The 21,622-nt window shown below is 64.5% G+C and carries 8 protein-coding genes; 1 reads left to right on the top strand and 7 read right to left on the bottom strand.

What is annotated here, in order from left to right; translation table 11 throughout:
- Positions 1-28: 28 nt before the first annotated feature.
- From GA615_RS07270 to GA615_RS07245, 6 genes are all read right to left on the bottom strand, one after another.
- Positions 29-1,492, bottom strand: a complete 1,464-nt coding sequence (locus GA615_RS07270) for a hypothetical protein (protein ID WP_152050607.1) — start codon at positions 1,490-1,492, stop codon at positions 29-31.
- A complete protein-coding gene (locus GA615_RS07265; RefSeq protein ID WP_449343055.1) occupies positions 1,489-3,438 on the bottom strand; it encodes a YgiQ family radical SAM protein in 1,950 nt (649 codons plus the stop codon). Before GA615_RS07265 ends, GA615_RS07270 begins: the two co-directional genes overlap by 4 nt.
- A 726-nt stretch (positions 3,439-4,164) precedes the next feature.
- On the bottom strand, positions 4,165-5,202 hold the full coding sequence (locus GA615_RS07260) for a glycosyltransferase family 2 protein (RefSeq protein WP_152050606.1): 1,038 nt from the start codon (positions 5,200-5,202) through the stop codon (positions 4,165-4,167).
- Positions 5,203-5,286: 84 nt separating this feature from the next.
- A complete protein-coding gene (locus GA615_RS07255; protein WP_152050605.1) occupies positions 5,287-5,610 on the bottom strand; it encodes a DUF971 domain-containing protein in 324 nt (107 codons plus the stop codon).
- Between the two features lie 264 nt (positions 5,611-5,874).
- The gene (locus tag GA615_RS07250) at positions 5,875-7,263 is read right to left on the bottom strand and encodes a DUF1501 domain-containing protein (protein WP_152050604.1); all 1,389 of its coding nucleotides are present in this window, start codon (positions 7,261-7,263) and stop codon (positions 5,875-5,877) included.
- Positions 7,264-7,328: 65 nt separating this feature from the next.
- The gene (locus GA615_RS07245) at positions 7,329-9,815 is read right to left on the bottom strand and encodes a DUF1549 and DUF1553 domain-containing protein (protein WP_152050603.1); all 2,487 of its coding nucleotides are present in this window, start codon (positions 9,813-9,815) and stop codon (positions 7,329-7,331) included.
- 391 nt (positions 9,816-10,206) lie between these two features.
- On the opposite strand from GA615_RS07245, the gene GA615_RS27770 reads away from it, so the two are divergent.
- Positions 10,207-10,503, top strand: a complete 297-nt coding sequence (locus tag GA615_RS27770; protein WP_201750125.1) for a ferredoxin family protein — start codon at positions 10,207-10,209, stop codon at positions 10,501-10,503.
- A 299-nt stretch (positions 10,504-10,802) separates the two neighbouring features.
- Here GA615_RS27770 and GA615_RS07235 read toward each other — a convergent pair whose 3' ends face one another.
- Entirely contained in the window at positions 10,803-21,410 is a 10,608-nt protein-coding gene (locus tag GA615_RS07235; protein WP_152050601.1) for a S8 family serine peptidase, read from the bottom strand.
- Positions 21,411-21,622 lie beyond the last annotated feature (212 nt).

Genomic DNA, 21,622 nt, shown 5'->3' with positions numbered 1-21,622 from the left:
CGGGTTACGTTGTGATGGACTGGGTTGATTACTCCTGGGTGAGGGTGGGCGACTCGCTGTCACGGGACTCAGAGGATCGAATGATTCGAGCAATATACCAGGCTTCGGTCTCGGCCCGATCTGGCCAGAGAACGAAGGTTCCATCGGTTGGTGTTCCATCGATGGGATCGGGAAACGGGTCGAGCTGGAATTGAGGGTGCTCTGAGAGGAACCGTTCGACTTGCGCCGTCGTCTCAGCTCGAACAAGGGAGGGCACTGCGTAGATCAGGACGCCCGCAGGACGGACTCCGGAGGCCGCGGCATGGAGCAGTCCGGTTTGCTGCTCGATTAGGCGATCCAGTTCGGGCCGATCGATGAGCCATCGAAGGGCCGGTTCCCGACGCCAGAGTCCCATCCCGGAGCTGGGAGGTTCGAGGAGAACCCCGTGATAGGTTCCTGCTTTTCCGACCACGTGGCGACCGTCCCAGACACGCGTGGCCACGTTCGAGAAAGGACCTTTCTGGGCAATTTTGGCGGTTCTTGCGCGGTTGCGGGCATCGAGTTCGGCGACGATCAAGGTCCCTTTGCCGGACATGCGATCGGCGAGGAGGACCGCGCGTTCTCCGCGCGGCTTGCCTGCGTACCACCATCGTTCCCCAGGATCGGCGTCACAGGAGGCGATGACGGCCAGTGATGAGAGATCTTGTGACACGATGTCACCGCGGCGAAACGGTTCGAGTGTCTGGAGGATCGTGCCGGGATCGAGTGTTGCGGCGTCGGGATAGTGAGGGTGGATGCGAGGAGGACAGCCGGCGCTTCGGAGCTCGTTCCAGACGGTTTCAGGCTGCCCTCGGAACACACGGACCCAGGAGGGAATCGGCTGCTGAAGCGTCTGAAGGAGATCCGCGATCCGGTGTTTGAGTGGCTGAGTGCCGGGCGGTTCAAGCAGTTCGTCCCGGAGCCAGCGGGGGAACAAGGCCCAGGGTTCGGTGGTGGCTCGGGGCTGTTCGACGAGGCGTCGGAAGGCTTCGGCGCGCCGAGCCCAGCTTGGGGCGTTGCCAATGGGAGAGAGGCACCGAGAATCGACGCCAATCTGTCGCGCCCAAACCCGACAGGCTTCGGGCACGTCCGAGCGATCGAGCAGGACGGCGATCAGGAGTCTCGCCTCAATCGGGTCAAGGCGGAGCGGCTCGATCCAGCCCCACCAGCGGAACAGGGCGTCGATCGAACGGGACACGAACAGGCGATCGACCAATGAGAAGGCCCGTTGTCGTTTCAAGGCTGATGCGATGAGCGCGTCCGGCCTTCTCCGGTCGACGAACAGGGCGGACTCGACCTGCAAGGCAATCGAGGCGGTTGCCTTCGCCAGTTCCACGGCGGGGGCGGCGTGTTCGACGAGCGAGGCTGTGGGGTCGTCTTGGGGGGGAGCCTGATCACGATCGAATCGAGGAGGACGCTTGACGGAGGGGGAGGGGCCCGAGCGTCGGCCGCGCGTGGGTCGGGGGTGTCTCATCGTTTGCGCCTCCGAGCACCGGAGCGACCCGGGCGATAGCCGGCCGCTCGCGGCCCCTGGCCGGTGCGATCGGTACTGGCCGTGGCGGCGGGCGGTCCGGAGGCGTTTGACTTCAAGTCAATCTGATGGACGTAGCGACCTTCGTCGACGGCCTTGTTGGCCCGTTCCATCCGGGCTCGAAGCGCGGCCTTTGGAGGCTGAGACGGGATCAGGCAGTCGCAACCGGCACCGATGAGGTCGGATCGGCCGGCCTTGAGCAGGGCATCGCGGACCTCGAAGTAGTTCTCGGGCTTGAAGAACTGGAGCAAGGCCCGTTGGAGCTTCCGATCGCGGAGGTGGCGGGCGATGAACACCTCTTCGCCGGTGAACGGGTCGAGGCCGGTGTAGTACATGCAGGTGGCCACGTCGAACGGGGCCGGGATGAAGTCCTGGACCTGATCGGGCTTGTAGCCGTTGCGCTTTAGGAACAGGGCGAGGTTGATCATCGCCTTCAGGTCGCTGCCGGGGTGCGAGGCGATGAAGTAAGGGACGGTGTACTGGGTCTTCCCGGCCCGCTGGCTGGCGGCGCGGAAGGCGGTGTCGAACGACTCGTAATCGTTGATCTCCGGCTTCTTCATCCGCTTGAGGACCTCGGGATCAGTATGTTCGGGGGCAACCTTCAGGTGACCTCCGACGTGGTGGGCGGCCAGCTCCTGCAGGTACTCGGGAGATTGCTGGGCGAGGTCCATCCGAACGCCCGAGGCGACTAGAACTTTCCGAATGCCGGGGATGTCTCGACTCTCCTTCATCAGCTCGATCAGGGGGCCGTGGTCGGTGCCGAGTAGCTTGCAAATCTTCGGATGAACACAGGACTGGCGCTTGCAGACGGCTTCAACCTCGGGACGGGTGCATTTCATCTGGTACATGTTGGCAGTCGGCCCGCCGATGTCGGAGACAACCCCTTTGAAGCTCGGGTCCTGGCCGATCGCCTGCAACTCCTTGAGGATCGAATCCTTCGAGCGGGACTGGATGATCCGCCCCTGGTGAGCGGTGATCGAGCAGAAGGTGCAGCCGCCGAAGCAGCCTCGCATGATGGTCACGGAGTCCTTGATCGATTCGAAGGCCGGGATCGGCTCATTGCCGTACATCGAGTGGGGTCGTCGGGTGTAGGGCAGGCCGTAGATGCGGTCCATGTCGGCCTCGGTCACGGGCAAGGCCGGAGGGTTGCAGACGATTGCCTGGCGGTCGTGATACTGGACCAGGCGTCGGGCATTGAGCGGGTTGGTTTCCTGGTGGATGATTCGGGTGGCTCTGGCAAACTGGAGCTTGTCCGTTTTGACCTCCTCGAAGGTCGGGAGCGTGAGGCAGTCGGACGGGGGGGATTCCTTGGCGCCGAGGGCATAGGCGACACCTCGCATGTCGCGGAGGTCCTTGACCGTTTCTCCCGAGGAAAGACGCCGGGCGATCTCCAGGATGGGCTGCTCTCCCATGCCGAAGACGACGAGGTCGGCCTTCGAGTCGAGCAGGATCGAGCGCTTGACGGTGTCGCTCCAGTAATCGTAATGCGCCAGGCGGCGAAGGGATGCCTCGACCCCGCCGGCGATGACGGGGACGCCGGGGAAGGCCTCGCGCGCACGCTGGCAGTAAGGTAAGGTAGCGCGGTCGGGCCTCAGGCCGATGCGGCCGCCGGGGCTGTAGGCGTCGTCGTTGCGGACCTTCTTGTTGGCCGTGTAGTGGTTGATCATGCTGTCCATGTTCCCCGCGCTGATGGCGAAGAACAGGCGCGGGCGGCCGAAGGTCCGCCAGGGGTCGGCGCTCTTCCAGTCGGGCTGCGCGAGCACGGCCACGCGGTAGCCCGCGGCTTCGAGGACTCGGGCGAGGATGCCGTTGGCAAAGGAGGGGTGATCGACGTAGGCGTCTCCGGTGACGAAGACCACGTCGACGGCCTCCCATCCTCGGGCGTCCATCTCTGCCCGGGTGGCGGGCAGCGGCGGGAGGGCGCGTGTCGCATGATCGTCGAGAACCGGTAACTGGGTCATGGCCCGGTTCGGCTCGTTCCGAGCGGCGTCGGCAAGTTGCAGGTGAACGAGGTCCATAAGCGGCGACCGCCAAGGGTCAGATTTTGCGAATCGAGGGCTGGAACTTCACTCTTGAGCAGATCATTGTACGGTCCGGGGTGATGGAAGTTCGAGTACGATCTGAATTCTCAGGGGCAAGCGCACCGTCTGGGCCGCGAACTCGACACGATCGGTTACCAGGCTCGGACCGGAATACGTGGTGGAAAGCCTGGGGGGAGAGCGTCTCGGATCGACTCCTGGAACGCTCCGGAGCGCTGGTGCGTTGTTGTCGTAAAGCTTAAAATGGAAGCACCTTAAGTGTTTTTCGTTGGGTTCGTTCCGTGAATCGGCGTGAGGGAATGGCCTCGTTTCGCACAGCAGATTTTCTCCGGAATGGCTTTGTTTCGCGCGGGTGGGAGGCGTTGGAGCCCGAAGGTGAATCAAATTCGCCAGGGCTGGTCAGCTTGCCAAAGATCAAGAGCAGGCGCGGTCGCGGGGTTCCCGAGGAAGTGGCCCTCGTTGGGGATCGCCTGACACCAAAATGATCGAGAATTCTCACTTCGGTAGTCACATTTTTTTCGGAACCGCTCAAGAAGGCGGCTCGGGCGGGGGGTGATCGGTCCAGGGGGGCCGAACTCAAGGCTCGGCGGGCGGTTCGTTTCGAGGTGGAACACTGGGCGATTCCGCGGGATGCTGCAAGTGTCGGGAGGCCCAACGAGGGGCGAGGACGAGGGCGGCCATCTGAAGGGCGAGGCGAGGATCGCGGAGGATTCGTCCCAGGATCGGGCGATGCAGGGAGAACGATCGGCCGAGGCTCGAGCGGGCCAGGAGGGCGTCACCGGCATGAAGGGCGTCGAGCGATCGGTTGAGGTAGGCGGCCGAGAGCGCACGATCGGCGGCCCGGCGTGAGGCGAGGGGGTCGGGCAAGAGAGCCGAGTCGAGCGTGTGCAACTGATCGAGCAGGCGGGCCACTTCGTCGAGATCGGCCGTGCCGCGGTGGAAGCGGTGGGTTTCGCTCTCGGAATGCCAGCGGACGGCGACCGTGGGAGTGGTCAGCCAGGCGACCGGCCAGCGGCGGGCGATGCGGAGCCAGCAATCCCAGTCGACGGCGTAGCGATAGGAGGGGTCGAAGCCGCCGACGTCATTCAGGGCGTCGACCTGGAGCATGACCGAGGAACAGCGGACCGGGTTCCGCTCGGCCAGCTCGGCCACGAAGGCACCGGGAGGATAGAGACGGTCGGTCGGGCCGAGGTCGGGACGCTCGATGACCGAGGGGGGGATGAGCAGGCTGAATTCGTCGATGACCTGGGTTGCTCCGCAGGCCATGCCGAGGTCGGGATGCTGGGAGAAGACGCGGAGGAGCAAGGCGAGATGTCCGGGGAGGAGGACATCATCCTGATGAACAATCGCCAGGTAGGGTGTTCGGGACAGAGAGGCGCAGCGATTCCAGTTGCCGGCGAGGCCCAGGCGCTCGGGGTTGACGACGATCCGGGCTCGGTCGCCGGCCAGTTGTTGGATCACGGAGAGGGTTTCGTCCTCGGAGCGATCGTCACAAACAAGCAGATCGAACGGTGGGGAGGACTGGTCAAGGATGGAACGGAGTGCCTCGGCGAGGTGGCGAGCCCCGTTGTAGGTGGGCAGGGCCACGGTCAGGCGGACAGAGGAGGGAGACATCCCGGCCATTCGACTTCAATAGAGGGTTCGATCGGGGGGAATCGCCCCGCCTGAGCGATACCAAGGTCTGGGATCAGGTCAGGTTCAGGAGGGGGTCGCGTCTCGCTCGTGCCGCTGGGTCAGGTCGCGGAGGTGGTCCCAGGTGTAGAGGCCGGAGGAGTGGGCGTCGTTCCAGGCGATCCGGACGGCGTAGTTGCCGATCGGTTCGAGGGCCTCGATGCGGAGGTCGGGGCGGATGGTGGCGGGGTCGAGGATGCGGGCGCCGGTCCACTCGTCCTTGCAGGAGGCGCAGGGGCACTCGCTCCGGATGAAGTGGTAAGGAACCCTGGAGGTGCCCAGGTCGATCCAGGAGAGTTCGAGGGCCTGGTCGGCCTGGTGGGCTCGGATGTTGGTGGGTGGGTCGCTCATGGGAGTTTACGGGGGCGAGGGAGAGGAAGGGCAGAAGCGAGAGGGAAATTGAGCCACGGATGAAACACTGATGGAACACAGATGAGGGAAGAGTGCACCAACGCAACGAGAGAGATCGAGCGAAGAGACGATTCGAGGGGAGTGCTTGGATTGGTCGGTTTGTTCTACCGGAACTTTTCGCTGTGGTTCTGTTCTATTTGGTGGTGTTTTCTTATCTGTGTTTCATCCGTGGCATATACTCCCCTCCGGCTTCCCCAATTCACTTTATGAGAAGATCTCGGTGATCGGACGCTGCGAGGCGATGGCAAGAGGGCGGTTGAGGCGGTCGGAGACCTCGGTTTCGGGGTCGATGCCGAGGGCATGATACATGGTGGCGGCGATGCTCTCCAGAGGGACGGGGTCGATGGCAGGATAGCCGCCGATGCGGTCGCTGGAGCCGTAGACGGCGCCTCCGGTGGTGCCGCCACCGGCAAACAGCACGGTGTAGCAACTGGGCCAGTGGTTGCGCCCTTTGCCGTCGCGGTCGCCGATCTTCGGGCCGCGGCCGAATTCGCCCATCCAGACGATGAGGGTCTCGTCGAGCAGGCCGCGGGCATCGAGATCCTGGATCAAGGTGGGAACGGTTTGATCGGTGATCGGCAGGAGCCGGTTCTTCAGGTCGTTGAAGTTGTCTTGATGCGTGTCCCAGCCGTTTGAGCCGTTGCCACCGATGGATCGGGAGAAATAGACGGTCACGAACCGGACACCAGTCTCGACGAGGCGGCGGGCGAGCAGGCAGGACTGGCCGTAGGTGGTCCGGCCGTAGCGGTCGCGGAGGTCGTCGGGTTCCTGGCTGAGATCAAACGCCCCCTTGACCCGGGGGGAGGCGAGCATCGAGAGGGCTCGGCCGTAGAAGTCGTCGATCCCTCGGGCGGTGGCGTCGTATTCGAGGAGCTGGGCCTGGCGGTCGATCAGTTCGAGCAGGCCGCGGCGGTCGTCAAGACGGGACAGGGGGGTGGACTCGGGCAAGTCCAGCTCAGGAAGGCGGAAGCTGGGCTCGTTGGGGTCCTGGCCGATGAAGAACGGATCGTACGGCTTGCCGAGGAAGCTGGCGTGCTGGCCGGGGGTCACGCTGCCGTCGCGCATCACGTGCGGATAGGAGACGTACGAGGGGACGGCTGGGTCGTCGCTCGGGCGAAGCTTGGCGACGACGGAGCCGTAGGAGGGGAACAGTTCGAGCGTGTCGCGGAGGCGGATATCGTCGAGCGGGGGGGCGTGGCCGGTCAGGCTGTAGTAGCTGGCCGAGTTGTGGTTCTTCATTCGGTGGTGGACCGATCGAATCTGCGCGACCTTGTCCATCACCTGGGCGAAGCGGGGGAGATGCTCGGTGACGTTGACCCCCGGCACGGTCGAGGCGATGGGCGAGAACTCGCCGCGAATCCCCTCGGGTGCGTCGGGCTTCATGTCGAACGTGTCGATATGGCTCGGCCCGCCGAACTGGTGGAGGAAGATGACATTCTTCGCGGTCGCCGGGCGATACGACTTGCTCGGGTCGGAGGCCGCCCGCAGAACGTTTGGGAGGGAGAGGCCGGCGAGGCCGAGGCTCCCGACGCGCAGGAGGCTTCGGCGCGAGAGGAGAGCAGTGGCCTGGAAATCGGGGCATCCGCGGTTCATCGGGGCGTTCTCCCGGTTGAGCGACTGTCGTTGAGCGCAGGCCAAGAGTCTTCTCGGTTGAGTTCCTAGCGTCGGAGGAGGAACTCCTTGCTATTCACCAGGGCCCAGGCGATGTCTTCCCAGGCGGCTCGGGGGTTGGTGGCGGAGGAGAGGTAGTCGAGGGCTCCGGAAACCTCCTCGTCGGTCGGCGGACGGCAGAGGGAGGCGACGTAAAGCTCGTCGAGCTTGGCCTCGTTGCTGAGTTGGGAATCGAGGAGTTGACCGAGGCGGTTGTTGGGATCTTCCAGGATGGCGCGAACGGACGAGCCGTTGATGAGCTGGAAAGCCTGGGAGAGGGTGGTTTCCTCGGATCGCTCGCATTCGCAGGTGAGCAGGCGGTCGGGTTTGCCGAAGGCGTCGAGGAATTCGGGCCCGGTGTTGGCGCCGGCAAGGGAGACGGCGCGGGTGCCGGGGGGAACGCCGTCGAGGTCGGCCGGGCGGTCGAGGGCCGAGGCGATGGCGTCGAGCAGGACCTCGGCGGGGAGGAGTTTGATTCGGGCCCGGGCGAAGTTGGCTTCGTCGTCGAGGTTGGTCGGTCGGGGGGTGGAGTCGAGCCCGTAGACGGCGGAGGTCATGATCTGGCGGACGAGGGGTTTGACCCGGTAACCACCGGTGATAAAGGCATCGGTCAGGGCGTCGAGGAGGGCGGGGTTGCTCGGGGGATTGGAAGATCGGAAGTCATCGACCGGATCGACGACCCCCCGGCCGAACAGGTGGAACCAGACGCGGTTGGCCATGTTCCGGGCGAACTGTTCGTCGTGCCGGGTGAGCCAGTCGGCGAGGGCGGCCCGGGCGTCGTTGTCGTCGGCAAACTCCAGCAAGACGCCACCGGGAGCCGTCGGCGCGACCCGCTCGCGGGTGACCGGATGCGTCATTCGAGGAGTGCCTTTGAGGTGGACCAGGACGTCGCCGTTGATCTCGTGCGAGTTGAGCCGGTCGCGCCGCGTGTTGTTGACTTCCTTGCGCTCGATGTTGGCGAAGGCGGCAGCGATGCCGTAGTAGTCGTCCTGCGTCCAGACGTCGAACGGGTGGTTGTGGCATCGGGCGCATTGCAGGCGGACGCCGAGGAAGATCTGGCCGAAGCTCTCGGCGCAGGTTTCGGGGTCGCGGTTCGTGCGGTAGAAGCTGGCCGGGGGGTTGCCCCAGGAGGAACCGGAGCCGGTGAGCAGGGCCTCGGCGAAGTTGGTCAGGGGGACATCAGCGGCGATCTGGTCGCGGAGCCAGCGCTGGAAAGCCCAGACGCCTTTCGGACCCATCGTCTTTTCCTCGTTGCGGAGCAGGTCGGCCCACTTCAAGGCCCAGAAGTCGGCGAACTCGGGGCGATCGAGGAGGGCATCGACGAGGTGAGCCCGTTTGTCGGGATCGTCGGAATCGAGGAAGGCGCGGGCCTCGTCGGGAGTGGGCAAGACGCCGATGGCGTCGAGAAAGGCACGACGGAGGAAGACGTGATCGGGGGTCGGGGGGGAGGCGTGGATCTTGAGGGCTTCGAGCTTGGCGAACACGGCCTCGTCGAAGGGGGTTTTCGGCGCGGGTCCGTCCCAGGCGAAGGAGGCACGATCGGGGAGGAAGGCCAGGCGGGAGACAGCGTGATTGCCGAGGAATCGGGCCGAAACGACTGATTCTCCCGAACCATTGCGGCGGACGAGGCCGGAGGGAGAGACGGCGACGGCAGTCGGATCGTCCAGGTCGAAGGCGGCCAGACGCGTGACGTCTCGGGTGGAGCCGTCGGTGAACGTGGCCGTGACGACGAGCTGCTGAGTCAGGCTGGGAGCGGCGTTGATCCGATCGCTCGGGAAGATGGAGAGGGAGGCGACTTCGGGGACGGAGCCAAGGTCGTCCCGGGCGCCTCCGGCGATCCAGGAGCGGAGGATGTGCGCCTCGAGATCTTCCGGACCGAAGCGACGGCCTCCTTCGTGCGGGAGCTGGCCGAGGCCCTTCAGGAGGATCAGGCTGGACTCAGGGGCCACGGTGTCGATCCGACGGGCGAAGACGCCCCGGGTGATCGTGAGCAGATCCAGGCCGGGGTCATCGCCGCGGAGCGAGAGCTTGAAGCCCCCTTTGCCGTTGAGATTGCCGTGGCAGGCTCCCATGTTGCATCCGGCTTTCGAAAAGACCGCGGCCACGTCTTGCCGGTAGCTGATGGGCCGAGGGGATTCGGTGGAGGCAACCGTGATACTCGCTTCGGCGGTGGCGGCTCCGAAGCGAACGATCAAGGAGGTCGAGCCGCCGCCGGTGCGAGGCGTGAGGACGCCAGACGGTGAGACGTGGGCGAGACCGTCGGAATCGACGGAGAAGGTGGCTTCTGACGTGACGTCGCGGATTGAACCATCGGCGAAGTGCGCCGTCACGACGACCTGCTGGCGGTCGCTCGGGTCGCTCAAGTGGATGGAGGCGGGCTCAATCGAAAGGGATTGGGGGGAGGAGGGGGCTGCCTGAAGGTTCGGAAGCGACCAGACGAAGCATCCCAGTGCCAGGACGGTCGATCCGAATCGGAAGGAGGAAGGGAGTCGCACGGGGCATGCTCCTCGGAGGCGAAGGCGGGAGGACCGGGGCACGAGGAGGACCGATCCGGCGGGAACGCGACCGAATCTCCGTCAATTCTTCAACATAGGGCCGATCGGCGGGGCGCGTCAAGCGGATGACGCACGCGAACCGGATCGCACGATTGTGTTTCCGGAGAACGGCGAGTCGTCAATTCGATCGAGCGAGTTGGACGACTGTACGAGCGGGATGCGGGGATTCTTGCGAGAGGGAAGCGACGCGGGGAATCGACGACAACCGCCCCGGCCGTCGTGCAGTGGACTTGCAAACTCTTTACAATTGGTGTTGACTCCCAGACCGATCCGGCCGAACGATCGGTTGATTTGCTTCGCTCAATTCCTCAAGAACTTAAAGGAGCGCAACGTGGCGCATATCGTCTGCGAGCCATGCTTCGACTGCAAGTACACCGACTGCGTCGTGGTATGCCCGGTCGATTGCTTCTATGAAGGGGCGCAGATGCTGTTCATCCACCCGGAGGAGTGCATCGACTGTGAGGCCTGCGTGCCGGAATGCCCGGTCGAGGCGATCTTCCACGAGGACAACGTGCCTGACGAGTGGAAGGAATTTACCCCGTTGAACGCGGAAGAATCACTGAAGTGTCCCGTGATCACGGAGAAAAAGCCGGCGCTGGAAGGTGAAGGTTGCACCGGCAAGTCCTGACGACGGGACGGGACGAAACGGGCCATCGCTCTCGGGTGGCCCTTGCGTCATGTTGAGCGGTGTTTGACTGTGTGAGAGAAGCCCCTTCTCCTGGCTGTCTCCCCAGACTCGGATGAGTGGGTGGACCCATCGGGCGCGGGAGCGGGGTTTTCGGTTGGGAAGAGCGTGTGAGAATGACGCGCGAGGGAACGCCGGCAATCGGCGATCGCGGGTGTCGTTGCTCCAGCTCCGGAACAACAAAAAGGCGAGCGGTCCCGAGGGACCGCTCGCCTGAGTGTTGACGGGGTGGCGAAGCGAGATCAGTTGCCGCGGCGGAAGCGGGTCAACGAGATCAGGTCGTGCCAGGCTCGCTTGCCTTGCGGAGCGGTTTCCGCGACCTTGGTCTGCTTGCCGGTGAGGAGACCTCGCAGGGCGTCTCGATCGCGGCGGGCCTGCCCGGCGGTCGCTTGCGAGGTGCCGGAAGTCTGAGCGGCCCGACCGACGCCGGTTCCGGGCTGGAACGTGACGGCGGGGTTGTTAGGTCCGACGTTGACCGGCGATCCCGGTTCGCTCGGCGAGGCGGCTCCCGGAGTTCCGAAGAGGATCGTGCCGGGCGGGGTCGGGGTCGGGGTCGGGGAGATCGGCGATCCCGGAATGCCCGGGAAGCCGGGGATGATCACCTGGCTGGACGGCTGGAACTCATAGGCTCCCACATCCGCCGGCCCGAGGTTGACGAAGCCGCGATTGGGCACATCGACCCGGGCTCGACCGAGGAAGTCGAGGGTGGGGGCGACCTGTCCGAGGGCCGCGTCGATGGCGGCCGAGGACGGGGTCAGGCCGAAGTTGCCGTCGAGCAGGGTGACGGTCGGGCCGTCGAATCCGGGCCTCGGGTCTCGGGCCGCGATGAAGGCCGGCTCACCGATGTAGTTGAAGGCGGCCGTCGGGTTCGGCGTGGTGCTGATCGCACCCACCGGGAAGCCGAGGAGCGGGTTGTTCGGGTTCGAGCCGAACATATTGCCGCGGACCTGGGCGACCGGCGGGTAGACGGCAAGGTGGGAGTCGGTGGCACCCGGCGTGCGGTCATTGTTCTGCCAGAAGATGTTGTTGGCAACATCGGTCAGCACGATCGAGCCGGTGTTCAGGGCGGCGTCGTAGACCACCATGCCGCCGTTGTTCAAGGCGAAGGTATTGTTGGTCACCTGAACCGGATCGATCGGGTCGGTGTTGTCGCCGTCCATGATGACCAGGCCGGTGCGGTTGCCGACGATGACGTTGCTTTCGATCCGGGCGTTGTCGCCCGAGGATCGAGGCGTGATGTCGATGCCGCGACCACCGTTGATGATGATGTTCCGGTGGAACAGGCCGCCGGAGTTGAGCAGCAAGAGGCCGGTCGAGTCTTCCTGAAGCTGCCCGGTGCTGACGTTCGACAGCGGAGCGACGATGGCGAAGCCACGAAGCTCGGTATCGACGTCGCCACCGAGGCCGATCAGGTCGGAGCCGGTCACCGTGACTTCCGGCCCGTTCGGATTCAACGGAGCTCGGATGATCGTGGCCTGAGCCCGACCGGGGACGACGTTGCTGTCGGTGCTGGAGAGGTCGGCCGACACCAGACGGACGAGCGACTTGAGCGTGACCGCCTCGTTGTAGGTGCCGGGCAAGACCGCCACGGTGTCGCCCACGGTCGCCGCGGCCAGGCCGGCGGCGATGGTCGGGAACGGATTGTTGCGGGAGCCGGTCGGGTTGAACGAGCCCGACGGTCCAACGAACAGCAACCGTTCCTGACCGGGAGTGAAGACGACGATGTCGATGCTGAAGCCGCCGTCCTCGATGGAGTTCCCGGCCCGGTCGGTGACCGAGGGGTTGACGGTGACCCGGTAGATGTCGTTGACATCCGCGCCGGTCACGTTGAAGCTGACCCGAACCGGGCCGCTCGGTGCCGTGGCGAGGTACGCGATGTTCAGCGACGAGAGGACGACATTGGCGGTGCGGTCGTCTCCGGTGCCGAAGACACCGTCCTGCCCGGCGCCCACGACCTGGATGGAACCCGGAGCCGTGAGGCTGGAGAGCAAGAGGTTCTCGTCGGCGGTGAAGGAGACCTGGAAGCCTCCGCTGCTGACCTGAGAGCCATCCGCCGGGGTGGTCGAAAGAAGCTCGGGCGAGCGGGTGTCGAGCACGAACCGGATGGTGGCGTTCGGGTCGTTCGGGTCCGACTCGTTGCCGGAAACATCGGTGACCCGGACGCGGGCTCGGCTGTAGCCGGTATCGTCGGCGGTGCCGAAGATTCCGTCGGGGCCGACGTTGAACGGGCTATCGGGCAACGACTGGTTGGCCGTGATGACGAAGTTGCCGTTGGCGTCGGTGATGGCCTGGCCGATGCCGATCAGGTCGAAGACACCGTCGCCGTTGCTGTCGACATCGAGCACCACCGTCTGGTTGACCAGCGGGTTGACCGGCGGGAACAGGTCGGTGATCCGGCCAACGAAGGTCGGCATGTCGACGTTGGTGATGCCGACCGGGAAGGTCGGGTCGTTCGTCGGATCGAGGCGGAAGGTGCCCGGAACGACTTCCGGCGCCCTCGTGTCGATCGTGAACGGCAGGATGAAGTTGCCGCCCGGGAAGCCGTCACCGGAGGGCAAGGGGCCGGGCAGCCCGTTGGTGGCGAGGTTTTCGCCGTCGAGGGCATTGCCCTGTCGATCTCGGATCACATTGCCGCCGGTGCCGACGAGCGTGATTTGGTAGAGATCGTTGGACAGCAGGAGGTTGGCCGAGGCCAGTTCGACGACCAGGCGGTTGGTGGTCGGGTCGAAGCTCACCAGGCCCGAGAGCGGGATGGTGCGGTCGGCCGGGCTGTTGGCGTTGCCAAAGATGCCGTCGCCACCGGAGGCCTGAAGCAGGACCGTCTGGCTGTTGACCGTCTGCGGGTCCAGATCCTTGTTGATCTGGAAGCTGAGGGTCTGCGGCGACTGGTTGACACCGGCAACACCACCAGGGATGTAGATGCTGATGTCTTGCGGGTTGCCGGTGGTCGGATCGATGATCGTGGCCGTGACGCCGTCACCGACCCCGTCTCCATTGACATCCGTCGCCCCCTGGTTGGTGACGATCGGCGGGTTGAAGATGCGGAACTCTCGGGCACCGATGTCGAAGTATGGCCGGCTGCCGAAGCCGAGGTTCGGCGTGTTCGGATCGTCGATCCGGAGGAAGCCTTCCAGGTCGCGTTCGCCACCGAGTGGGCGGAAGGCGAAGGTGGCGGCACTGGACGCCGGTCCGATGACACCGCCGGGAGTCCCCTGCAAGACCGGAATGAACTGGTCGACGAATCCTCGACCGGGAGTGCCGGGCAAGGTGATGACATCGAGGGTCGAGGAGGGACTGCCCAGGCTCCCGAACGGGTTGGTGCGTCCGGTAGTGTTCCGGATTCCGCCCGAGGCGTCGAGCACCTGGTTGGAAACCGGTCGGAGCATGTTGCCAATGGCCAGCGGACCGATTTCGCTGATCGCGGCGTCGATGGCGACCGAACCGGGCTGAAGGAAGAAGTTCCCGTTCTGAGGATCGAGGAACCGCGGATCGCCGAAGATCGGGTTGTTGTTCCCCAGGAAGCCGAAGCCGGCGATCGCGGGGTTATTGATCTCGACGTTCGTGGTGTAGTTGTGGAAGACGTTGAACAGCAGTTCGCTGCCACCGACCATACCATTGGTTCGAACGGCCGCGGCTCCGGCCTGACTGCCGATCGTCCCTCCATCGAAGATGTTGTTCATCCCGAAGAAGTAGACATGCGACAGGCTGTTGGGAGGAGGGCCACCGGCATAGGCCGGAGCTTCAGCACGGAAACCAACACCGTTGTTGTAGAAGGTGTTGTGCAGCATCACGATCTGGGTCGGAGACTGCGAGGTGTCGTTGTTGCCAGTGGTCGCGTTGACGCGGACGCCCACCGGCATGTTGGCGATGGTGTTGTTGACCAGGAACAGGTTGACCGGCTGGCCCCTCTGGCCGCTGATGCGGGCCGGGAAACCAGCAGTGAGATTTCCTCCGATATCGGTGAGCTCGCGGGCGATGAGGTCGAAGCCCTGATCGGCGAGGATACCGGCATCGCGGAAGCTCGACAGGTTGGAGTTCGAGACCGTCCAGCCATGCTGAGCGTTGTACTGCGTGGCCGGATCGAGGCCGAGCTTCTGGAAGCGGAGTTGGTCGGCGAGGTCGATCGCGTCGCTGTCGTCGAGGTCGAAGGCGTCGACGATCCCGCCGGCCTGGAACTCGATCCGGTGGAGGTATCGGATGTCGGCGTTGTCGATGAGACTGCCGTTGCGGGGGTCGAAGAGGTTGTAGTCGAACAGGCTGCCGCCACCGATGCCGATCATCCCACCGTCGCCGGGGGCCGGCGTGTCGAGCGGGATGTTACGGCCGCGGAAGTCGGCAAACCAGGTATCGGACTGGTCAACCCCGCGGACGACCGGTCCGGCGGTGTTGTCTCGCAACGAGGTGATGACGACGGGGACCCGCTGCTGACCGGTCGATTCGTTGGAACCGATGCCGACGATGCGGATCTGGCTGCCATAGCCGGGATCAACGGTCGGGCTGGGCTGGTCGGGGTCGGCGCCGTCATCGTAGCCGACGTTGAAGCCGGCGCCGAAGAGATTGCCCGTGACGTTGGGCGTCTGCATGCTCAGAGCAGGGTCGATCGCGTCGCCGGGGCCGGGGTTGCCGATCGGCGTGTCGTTGAACAGTTTGACAACCAGTTCCTCGCCGGGGCGGGCGATCCGCTCGCCGTTGCTTAGCAGCGTATCGGGCAAGGCGCTCTGGAGGGTCAACGAGACGGCGGGATCGAGTTCATCCTCGAAGGTGGTGGAACTCGGGACCGGCTTGGAGCCAAAGCCGCTGTTGTGCCAGCCAGCGAGGATCACGGTTCCGCGAAGAACGTGGACGATGTCGGTGTCGTCCCAGACCGAGTCGACGGTCAGGTTCGGGGAGTTGCCGTTGAACGGAACGGTTTCGGCGTAGAAATCTCCCTGGAAATTCACGGGAGGGATCACGAACCCACCGGTGCTGATCCCCAGGCCGTTGATGGAGTTTCGCTCCATCACGTTGCCGCGGAAGAACGGGTTGCCCGACAGCAGCGGCCGGGTCGGATCGGCGGCGAGCAACTGGTTCGGCGAGACGAGGATCGGGACGTCGAAGTTGTCGTAGAAGTCGTTGTTCGTGACCGAGACGAAGGCCCCCGCACCGAAGCCCGACAGGTTGAGCACCTGACGGTTCCCCAGGCCGCCTTCGGGGACGATAATCCGGCCGCCACCGAAGCGGAACTCAGCCTCGTCGATGACCGCTCGGGCACCGGGGGTGACAGAGATGTTGCCCCAGCGGAGCGACGAGGGGATGTTCCCCGGCGAGGGCTGCGGATTGTTGGAGTTGCCGTCGGTGGCATTGGCCGGCACGATCGTGCGACGAACACCGGTGGTCGGGTCGAAGAAGAAGGTTTCGGCTGCGTCGTCGAACAGCGTGGTGAACAGGGGCTTGGCGTCACCCAGGTCACTCGGCCGGAAGTTCGGGCTGTTGGGACCGAAGCTTGGGTTGGCGTCGAACTGGGAGATGTAGGCTCGGTCGCCGATGTTCAGGCTGGCGTTGGTGCTGGCAACGGCGATCGACGAGCCAGGGCTGGATTTGATCAGCATGCCCGGCTGGACATAGAGTCGACTGCCGATCCCGCCCTGAATGCCTCCGGTGATTGTGTTCAGCCGCTGGCCGATGATGACCTGAGAGTTCAAGACGTAGGGAATCGGGTCGTCGATGACGAAGTTCCGGACCCCACCTTGCGATGACGGATTGTTCGGGAAGAACTGCGCGTCGGTTTCCTGGGCCTGGAGCGTTCCCACGGCAGGCCGAAGCAGGATACCGTTGATCGAGTTCTCGACGAACTCGACGCGGCGGATCAGAGGGCCGCGAGCGATCGCGTCTTCCCGGAGCGAGTCGAGGTCGGCCGAGATGGCGGCCTGGGAACCACCGGCTCCCTGACTGTCGGAAACGACCGTGTTGGTGATCGTCGGCCGACTGTTGAAGAGGGTGATCGTGTCGTACCGCGTGCCGATCGTCTGCGGGACCGCACCACCACCGAACCGAATGTTCGCGTGGTTGATCAAGGACATGACGTCCGAGGCGCCCGACAGGCCAAGCTTGCCATCGACCGGGAACTGAGCGGGGAGCGCGGCTCGACCGTTGGAAACGTCGTCGTAGTTCCGGAAGACGATGCCGCCCCAGTCGCCACCGCGAGGGGTGGTGTTGGTTCGGTCGCGGTTGGTGTCGCCACCGACCGTGTCGTCGAGGAACGAGGTGATGAGGACGGTTTCGCCCGGATTTGATCCACCTCGGAGCTGGAGCGCCGACCCCTGATTCTGAACGAAGAGGGAGGCGTTGAACATCTTCAGGGCCGAGCCGGGATTGAAGACCAGAGTGGTCATCTCCGGCACTGATCCGCTGGCATTGCCTTCCGGAATGGTCGGGTCGATCCCGGCCGGAGGAGCAATGACGAACGTCTCCTGAGTCGTCTGGAAGTCACCGGTGCCAGGCCGAGGAATGCCGGGCAGGGCCACGATCACGACCGGTCCCTCTGCGCGGTTCTGCTCGGCCTCGAAGAAGGCGGAGCGGTCGAACCGGCGGTTGGCGTTCCGGTCGAGCAACTGGTTGAAGCCGGTGCCGAAGTTGGCGGCCGAGTTCAGATCGCCCCCGTTGAGGCTATTCGCCTCGGCCTCGGGCAGCAGGGTTGCGAAGGGACGCTGCATGCTGCCGTCGGGATCGTCGGTCGAGAGGAACGGATCGTCCTGGTAGTCGGGGCGGGTGTAGATGATGTTCCCGCGGACCCGACCATCGGAGCCGAGACGCTGACCGGGAACCACGGCGAACCCGGTGACGAACGTGCCACCGTCGACACCGTCGCCGGTGAGGCCGTCTCGGTAGGTTCCATCGGGCATGAAGACCTCGAAGTCAGTGCCCGTGGGCTTCTGATTCCCGAGGAATTCGAGGTCGGCATGATTGCCGAAGACGTCCTTGATTTCTTCGCTGCCGGTGTTCGGCAAGACAATGCGGTAGTAATCGGGCTCGAGGGTTTGACCCTGCGGCAGCCGCACGACCAGGCGGTTTTGGAAGCCCGGCTGGCCGGGAGTGGCTCCAGAAATCGAGTTGGTCAGCTCGACCGTGAGGCCGGAAACCGTGGTGAAGCCGGTGGACCCATTCAGCCCGAAGTCGCCGTCGGCGTCGGCCACGGCGGAATCAGCCGAGCGGATCAGTTGGACCGCGTTGGTGTAGTCTCGAACCTCCAGGCTGTTCGAGAAATCGATGTGGAACATCGTCGGCGGCGCTTCGGCTCGAGGCGTGAAGCCGGGGACCGGAACCTCGTAGAAGGCCCTGGGGCCACTCTCGGCCGTCGTGCCGGGGGTGATGGCCGATGGGCTGAACGCCTTGAAGCCGCTGATGAAGGTGGCTTCCGGTTGCAGCTCGAAGTAGGTGAAGAAGCTCTGATTGCCGGCCTGGGCCGTGTTGTTATCGAGCGGGTTGCCCGAGGCGTCTCGAATCCCGGAGAAGCCGAAGCCCTGAGTCCGTGCAACGAGTGCATACCGACCTTCAGGAAGCCCGTCAGAGAAGGTCAGATCCACCTGAGCGGTGTAGGGATCGGTCGAGACGGTTCGATTGGTGGTCGAAGTGAACGTCGCACTCTGGATGAAATCGGACAGGTCGATGTCGTCCGAGGTTCCCCAGCGACGGTCGGGACCGAGGTTGATGAGCGAATAGTTCCCGAGGTTCTCGGCGGTTCGGGGATCGAGTGCCGGGATGTCGAGCTGAACCGGGACCGCGAGCGGATCGCTCGGGTCGGTCGGATTGATCGGATCCGAGAAGTTGAGCGTGATGTTTCGAAGGTTCGAGATCCGGGAGTCCATCGGGATGGAGCTGGCCGTGACCAGCGGCCCGTTGGTATCGACCCGGAAGGACAGCTCGGCGCGGCTGGCCTTCCCTTCGGCCGGTGGCCATTCCACCTCGCCCACGACCACAATTCGGACCTGGTGGAAGCCTTCCCGAAGGTCTTCCGGGGCCTGGAACGAGAAGAAGCCGGCGGAGTCGGTGGTGACGATCAGGTCGGGGGTGCCGACAAAGCCTTCGCCGTTGGGTCCGACATCGAGGTCGAAGCCGCCGGGACGATCCTGGATGAACTGAACGGCGACCTGAAGACCGGCGTTGGTGGCCGGGAACTGAGCCGCGACGAAGCCGGTGAAGGTCGGTCGGATCTGGTTGGTGTTGCGATCACTCGGAAGACCCGTGTCGGACGACGCACTGAGGCCGAACTCCACAATCTGGGGAGCCGTCACCAGCCGACCGCCGAGGTTCTGGACGAAAGAGCCGCCCGCAACCCCATCGCCGGACGGGAACTGTCCGGTGAAGTTGCCATCGAGGCGAAGGCCGGTCGCGTCGCGTGCCTGGTCGCTGACGACCAGGGCATAGATGTCGGAGGGCATCACCGTCTGCGGCAGGGCCCGGAGGTCGTAAATCGCCCGGTTGGACTGAGCGTCGTAGAAGAAGAGCGCCCGGGGATCGTCGGTGACGACGACGTTCGAGGGATTACCGAACTGGCCGCTTCCGCCGGTCCGGATGAGCTGGACGGTGCCCTTGTTGATGGTCGAGGCTCGCATGGCCTCGCTGAACTGAACGACGAGGATTCGACCCTGAAGGATCGTGTTGGTGACGCGAGGGGCGGTCACGTCGTTGATCGAGAAGGCCCGGTCGAGGCCGATCAGCTCGCTGCCGTCCTGCGCGTTGATGGCGTTGTCGGCCAGGCGGAAGACGTAGGTTCCGTTGACCTGGACATCGGGGGACGCGACGTTCAGCGTGATCGGGAACCGAACGGTGATCGGGTTGATCACGACCGGCGTTCCCACGCTGATGGTCACCCCGTTCGGAGCAACGGGGAAAGTCAGGTCGGACGCCTGCAAGCTCGAGGGATCGATCGCTTTCGAGAATTCGAGTTCGACGAACGTGGGAGCCGACGGAAGCACGGCCACGTTGGCCGGGGTCGATGCGACGACTCGGAGCTGGTCGATCGCCGTCATGGCGTCAACGGCATCGACCAGACCAAATCCACCCCGGTTGTCCCAGGCACGGGCTGGAGTGCCGTTGACCGGGGAGGCGGTGTTGACCAGGGCCTGGCGAATATCAGCGGGACGAGACGAAGGGTTGAGCTGCTTCATTAAGGCCGCGACACCGGTCACGTTCGGAGCAGCGGCCGAGGTGCCGAAGAAGTTCGGGTTGGTGTCGGGATCCTGCGGAATGTCGCTGCCGAAGAAGCTGGTATTCGTTCCTTGCGGACCGGCAACGTCCGGCTTCAGGAGCAATTGCGATTGAGGAAGTCGATTGCTCGCTGCATCGAAGAAGTAGAGGACTGGGCCGACTGACGTGAAGTTGGCCGTTGGGGTCGGAGTCTGCGTCGAGAACGGCGGCGCATCAAAGAAGTTGACCGCACCAACCCCGATCGTATCGGTGTGCGCGGGGTGGCCGAAGGTCGTCGGGTAGGTGGTCGCTCCGGCGTTGCCGAATTGCTGGTCGACCGTGAGGCTATCGAAGAAGGTCTGGAAGCGAACCCGAGAGGGGTCGGGGCCGCCGGTGACTCGGATCGCCAGCTGGTACGTACCGGCCGCGGGAATGACCTCAAATTCCTGAGGGGTCGCGCTGCCGATGTTGTTGTTCACACCCGAGGCCACGACCGTGCCGTTGGCATCGAGGAGGAAGAAGTCGAGGTTCGTATCGGCGGCGCCGGTGAACCAGGGGTCATCCCACCACATGACCACTCGAGAATTGGCCTGATTGGTGGTGACCTGCAGGGTCGTGGAGACCCCCGGGCCGGGATCGAAGTCGAGGAAGCGGCCGGCTCCGACACCGTTCACCGTGGCGTTGACGCCCCGGAAATTGGTTTCGATCCCCTGGTCGCCATCGTTTCCGGCGGCGCTGAAGTAGGTGACATTGTCGGCGGTCGTGACATCGGTGATCGCCTGGGCGATCAGGCCAGGCTGGAAGACGGGCTCGCCGGCAAGTCCGACGTCGTCGACGATCAGCTCCGAGCCGGCTTCGCGAGCCAGTCTGCGGACGCCATCGGCAAAGCCGACGGGACCGAGGAATCCGGTATGGAATGCGAAATTACTTCCTGGAGCGATGTCGTAGATCAACTCCATCATCGCCCGGCCTTCGTCGGAGTTGTTGCCTCCGACTTGTTCGTCGAGCAGAACGTTGATGCGATTCAGGGGCGGCAGGTCTCCCGACGCGATGGAGTCGGCCAGACCTCCCTGGAAGCGGCTGACGCTATCCGAGATCACCCCGATGGTCACGCCGCTGCCGTCGACGTTGAACTGCGAGCGGGCGACGTCGGCCCCCATCACCTCGTTGGCCTGGTTCGAGGCGGAGCCTTGCGAACGAACCGCCGGGGTAAAGATCGGGGTCATGGTGCGAACGCCCGCCATCTGGGCGATGGTGCCCAGCTGGTTGAGCGGCACGAAGCCTTCGACGATCTGATTGCGGGAGTCTGTCGCAACGATCTGCATGCCCAGATCGGTGAGCGTCTTCGAGAGTCGATCGAAGCCGACGGTCTTATCGCTGTAGATGTCGACCCCGACCAGGCCATTGCGGAAGGTGATGAACTGCGACTTCGCGGCGATGGTTTGCTGCAGGTCATTGCCGCCAACCCGACTCGCCTCGTACAGCTCGGAGAGGTGTTTTCCCCCGTTCTCGAAGACCGGCCCGTTCAACGCGGCCGCGGTGACTTGCTGAGGAGTGATAAACCCTGATGAGAGAAGCGTCCGCTCTTCCAATCGCTCCGGGCTCATATCGCGTCGAGCGAGCCCACTGAGGGAGCGAGGACGATTCCGGCCTGGCTTTCGCTTGTCACCCTTGAAGCTGCCCATCGAACGACTCCTGGAATTGGTCCCGCCCCCCCACTCGTCCGCCGGACAATCACGTGGCGTGCCGACGATGCCCCGCGACGAACGGGGAGTTTCTCCCGGGGGATGCTCGGAGATAAGGTGCGATCAGATCCCAAAGTGTTCCAACGTCCCGGCCGAACTCGGCCAGGGTCCCGACGCGTTGTGATGCCGCCCCGCGCGCCAATCGCTTTCAG

The organism is Tautonia marina (assembly GCF_009177065.1).
GTDB lineage: Bacteria > Planctomycetota > Planctomycetia > Isosphaerales > Isosphaeraceae > Tautonia > Tautonia marina.
Note: the sequence above shows the minus strand (reverse complement) of the source record. Positions and strands in the feature narration are given on the sequence as shown.

What these genes read in the sequence shown, in the direction of transcription:
- GA615_RS07260 (WP_152050606.1), bottom strand. Translation starts at nt 5,202, where the DNA reads ATGTCTCCCTCCTCTGTCCGCCTGACCGTGGCCCTGCCCACCTACAAC.
- GA615_RS07265 (WP_449343055.1), bottom strand. Translation starts at nt 3,438, where the DNA reads ATGGACGCCCGAGGATGGGAGGCCGTCGACGTGGTCTTCGTCACCGGA.
- GA615_RS07235 (WP_152050601.1), bottom strand. Translation starts at nt 21,410, where the DNA reads ATGGGCAGCTTCAAGGGTGACAAGCGAAAGCCAGGCCGGAATCGTCCT.
- GA615_RS07250 (WP_152050604.1), bottom strand. Translation starts at nt 7,263, where the DNA reads ATGAACCGCGGATGCCCCGATTTCCAGGCCACTGCTCTCCTCTCGCGC.
- GA615_RS07270 (WP_152050607.1), bottom strand. Translation starts at nt 1,492, where the DNA reads ATGAGACACCCCCGACCCACGCGCGGCCGACGCTCGGGCCCCTCCCCC.
- GA615_RS07255 (WP_152050605.1), bottom strand. Translation starts at nt 5,610, where the DNA reads ATGAGCGACCCACCCACCAACATCCGAGCCCACCAGGCCGACCAGGCC.